Genomic DNA, 4,614 nt, shown 5'->3' with positions numbered 1-4,614 from the left:
ATGATCTATGTTAGTCATGGTAGTTCAATACAATTTTTTTTTGAAAAATTTTTTTTTTGAAAATTAATTATTACTTTTGATCCATATTTTTATTACAAAATCAAAAATTGAAGAAATTACCATTTTGAAACCACTTGATGTATATGTCTTTGTCAACTTTCTACACTTCACCAGAAACTCCCAAATTATCCAAATTTTATATATAAAAGAAACGTATATTTTATGTAATAATATACGTACTAAAAGAAAAGATACGAAGTCTTTATATACTAAAAAATTCAATAGTATAACAAGGGTTTGAGTAAAATATAGTGATGGTGAAAAAGGATATGTTAGCCACATCAGAGCTAAATGATTACTTAGAAGAATATTTGGAAGAAAAGCAAGAGGTAAAGAACTTAACTGAAGAAACAGTGAAAAAACAGACATTTAATATTTCGAAATTTATAAATTTTCTTGAAGACAAAGGTGTAGAGGAATTAACTGACTCCAATGTCAAAAAACAGCTTCGTCAATACAGAAGATATTGTCTAAAACAACGTGAAAATAAAAGGACTACAGTTAAAACATATATGATGAATATTCTGGAATTCATAAATTCTGAAGATGTTCAGGAAGAAATCCAGCATGAAACAATCAAAATGAAGGATATTATTGAGGTTAAAGCTGAAGATCCTGAAACTGCTAAAAAAAGAATTGAAAAAATTAGTTTAACACGTCCACAAAGTAATTATTTACTTCAAACAATAGAATTGGAAGGAAACAAGAGAGATTATGCAATTTGCGCTACTTTTCTTGATTCAGGTATGAGGTTAAAGGAACTGGTTCTATTAAACAAAACAGATATTCAGGTTCCTATTAATGATAACGGTTTTTATGAACTTCCAAACGATACTAATGAGTTTATTGAGATATATCTAAGAGCAGAAACTACAAAAGGAGAATTGAAAGATCGTACTACTTTCATTACCTATGATACATTGGTTTCACTCAATGATATGATATACGATAGAATAACTAAGCTTAGAAAAAACACTTATGATGTATATAGACCAGTAATTCAGCGTAAAAAGGCTGCTGAAGAAGTCAATCGTGAAGAATTATTTTTAAATCAGAAAGGCAAACGTATTGGAAAGCGTGCAGTTCAGGATATCATCAAAAAGTATGCCAAATTAACTGATGCAAGAATTTCTGATGAAAATATTGACTGTCCTGTAGATTATTCCAAAAATGTCAGTGTTCACATCCTCAGACACACTGCTTTATCCCATTATGCGGAAATTTTGACTGTTGCTGAGGTTCAAACGATTGCAGGCCATTCAAATTCACAAACAACAGACAAATATATTCATGTTGATCGTGAACAAATGAAACAAAAATTAAAAGTTAATAATATGCGCTTCAGGCATTAAATTTATTAATTTTTAATTTTAAATTTTATATTAGATGCGCTAAATTTTATTAAATTTCATGAATTTTAATAAAAAATAGTGTTTTCAGTAGAAAATAGTATTTATCAACAGCTTGATATATATGAAGCTAATGATTTTTACCATTTTCTCAATATTATTTGAGTATAAGTGGTAAAATATGTATAATATATACTTTCTGTAAATATGGAAATATGTATTAATACATAAATATGGATATTACTACTATATGGAAATATGTACTAATATATATTTACTAATAATACCCAATATACTATAATTATATATTATACCATTAATACTATTAATACCATAATATCTACTTATACCATTAATACTACTTTATCCATTAGTATATAATTAGGTTTTATATACGGAAATACTATGCCGACTACTTCTTTTTTACACTAACAGTAATTAACAATAAAAAAAGCTTTCTATGAACTTTATTAATGATATAACAATTAATTAAACTGTATTTTTACTGTTTTGATATGTTATTTATAATTGATTAAAATTTTCTAGGCAAATATTTTTCTATAGAATTAACTGAACCTGCATTACCTCTGTTTTTATAAATTTTTATAAAATTTATTAAATTTTATAAAATTTATTTATTGAATAATCAAAATCAGTGCTTTTTCATCTGTTCGAATTTTCATGTGTGGGTAATTAGCATATTTATTTGAAATTTTACTTTCAAACGTATATATGTCAGGGCCAACATACATAATCCAAAAAGACACATGCATTTTAATTGCAATTCAACATAACAATAATCAAAAGTTTCATCCCAACCATTAATTTAAATATAGTAATTTTAAAAAATAGTTAGGCATTTTTTGTTTACAACATTTTTAATAAACAAACAAAAATTATTTTTTTCTAAAGTAATTATAATTTAGCTATTTCAATTAAAAAATGATTTAAGAGAGTATATTAATATATAGTAGATGGTTTAAATTTTTTAGTTAATATTTTAAAAAAATAAAAGAAAAGAAGTAAAAATTACTTCTTTTATGCAGTTACAGTTACAGTGTTTCCTATAATAGCATCATTATAACTTGAGGTTATAATGTATTGGCCTGGCTGAAGATTAATGTTTAATTTTGCCTGACCGTTGCTTTCTGTTGTTCTGTAATAGAATACACCGTTGATGTTGAAACCTATTTTTTGATTTGCATAAGGTTTTCCTTGACCGTCAACGAGAGTTGCAACGAAAGGATCTGGAGTACCATATTTCTTGGTTAAATCATTTGCAGTTAATGTAGGTAATACTTTAATATTATTAGATACCATACATTCTTTGTATTCTGCAGTAATGACGTAATCTCCAGGCTGTAAGTTAATGTTTAACTTAACGATACCATTAGCATCAGTTTGTCTTTCGTAGAATACTCCGTTGATGTTGAATTTAACGGTTTCACCTGCACCGACAGCTTTGCCGTCATCACCGATGATTTTAGCAGTGTATTGGGTTTCATTTCTATAATATTTAGTAATATCTTTGTTTTCAGTGATTCTGGATAATACTGTAATATTATATCCTTTTTGTTCACCGGTAAGTGGGTTGAATGCAGTGATAATATAGGTGTCCGGATTTAAGTTAATGTTTAATCTGGCTAATCCTTTATCGTCTAATATTTCACGGTCATACATTACACCATGGATGTTGAATCTGACAAAAGTACCTTTTTTAAGGTAGTTACCTTCGCTGTCAAGGAATACAGCGTAGTATTGGGTTGCATTTCTGAATACTTTAGTAACGTCTTTACTGATGATGGTTGTTAAAACAGTAACTGTTGCATTAACGGAAATTCCATTGTAACTAGCAACAACAGGATATTCGCCGGCAATCAAGTTAATACCTAAGGAAGCTTGACCAGCCTTATCGGTTGTTCTTTGATACTCTTGGCCGTTAATACTGATGGTTACGTTTACATCAGAAATAGGATTTCCTTCGCCGTCAGTAAGAGTTGCTATAAATTTGTCAGGTGCACCATAATATTTGGTCACATCATCAGCAGTTAATACGATATCAGGTGCTGCGTCATGAACAGTAACTGTAACGTTTGTTGAGTTAACAGTAAATATGATTCCTTGACCAACTGTTGCTGTAATGATTGCAGTACCTTCACCTACAGCAGTAACAGTACCATTCGCATCAACAGTTGCAACAGACTCATCGCTGGAAGTATAATTAATAGGCAAGAAAATAGGAGTGGCAGTAGCATTAATTGAATAAGTATCATTGATTAATAAATCCAATGTTTGATTGTCAACGCTAACGCTTGCATCCCATAAGCTTACATTAACTGTAATGGTTTTGCTTTCAGCAGCTGCATATCTTGCAGTACCGTTGAATGAAACTGTAATTGTAGCTTCACCTTCACTGAGTGGAATAATTTCACCTAATACAACAGAAACAATACTTGAATTGCTTGAAGTATAATTTAATAAGATATCTAATGCAGGAGTTAAGTTAGCTCCGGCAGGAACAACTTGAAGTACTTTCAAGTCTAATGTAGCATTTTCAATTGTAATTTCTGTTGGTATTTTTTTAACTGTTACTTTTATGGTTTTGTTTTCAGGTGCAGCTGCATATCTTGTAGTACCGTTGAATGAAACTGTGATTGTAGTTTCACCTTCACTGAGTGCAACAATTTCTCCTAATATTACAGCAGCAACACTTGGATTGCTTGAAGTGTAATTTAATAAGAGACTTGGAGCATTAGTTAAGTTTGCGCCGGAAGAAACAACATCAATTGGAGCCATTTCAATAGTAGTTTTTTCAACAGTGATTTCGGTAGGTATTTTATTAACGATCACATCGATGGTTTTGTTTTCAGCAGCAGCATATCTTGCAGTACCGTTGAATGATACTGTGATTGTAGCTTCACCTTCACTGAGTGCAACAATTTCTCCTAATATTACTGTAGCAACACTTGGATTGCTTGAAGTATAATTTAATAAGAGACTTGGAGCATTAGTTAAGTTTGCGCCGGAAGGAACAACATCAATTGGAGCCATTTCAATTTTAGTTTTTTCAACAGTGATTTCGGTAGGTATTTTTTTAACCGTTACTTCGATGGTTTTGTTTTCAGGTGCAGGTGCGTACATTTCGTTACCGTTGAATGAAACTGTGATTGTAGTTTCACCTTCGCTTAGTGCAACAATTTCTCCT

Annotated in this window: 2 protein-coding genes; one reads left to right on the top strand and one right to left on the bottom strand. The window is 30.1% G+C overall.

The window, feature by feature from the left end; all coding sequences use genetic code 11:
- The first annotated feature begins 329 nt into the window (after positions 1–329).
- A complete protein-coding gene (locus ACKI5C_RS04310; protein ID WP_407431977.1) occupies positions 330–1,412 on the top strand; it encodes a tyrosine-type recombinase/integrase in 1,083 nt (360 codons plus the stop codon).
- A 1,035-nt stretch (positions 1,413–2,447) separates the two neighbouring features.
- Here the strand turns inward: ACKI5C_RS04310 and ACKI5C_RS04305 are convergent.
- Positions 2,448–4,614: Ig domain-containing protein (locus ACKI5C_RS04305; protein ID WP_407431976.1), on the bottom strand; the 2,167-nt coding region annotated here is incomplete at its 5' end.

Origin of the sequence: Methanobrevibacter sp., assembly GCF_045646045.1 — an archaeon.
Classification (GTDB): domain Archaea; phylum Methanobacteriota; class Methanobacteria; order Methanobacteriales; family Methanobacteriaceae; genus Methanocatella.
The sequence above is the reverse complement of the archived record's forward strand: the minus strand, read 5'-3'. Positions and strand labels throughout refer to the sequence as shown.

Coding starts and splice junctions, on each gene's coding strand:
- ACKI5C_RS04310 (WP_407431977.1), top strand. CDS start 330: ATGTTAGCCACATCAGAGCTAAATGATTACTTAGAAGAATATTTGGAA.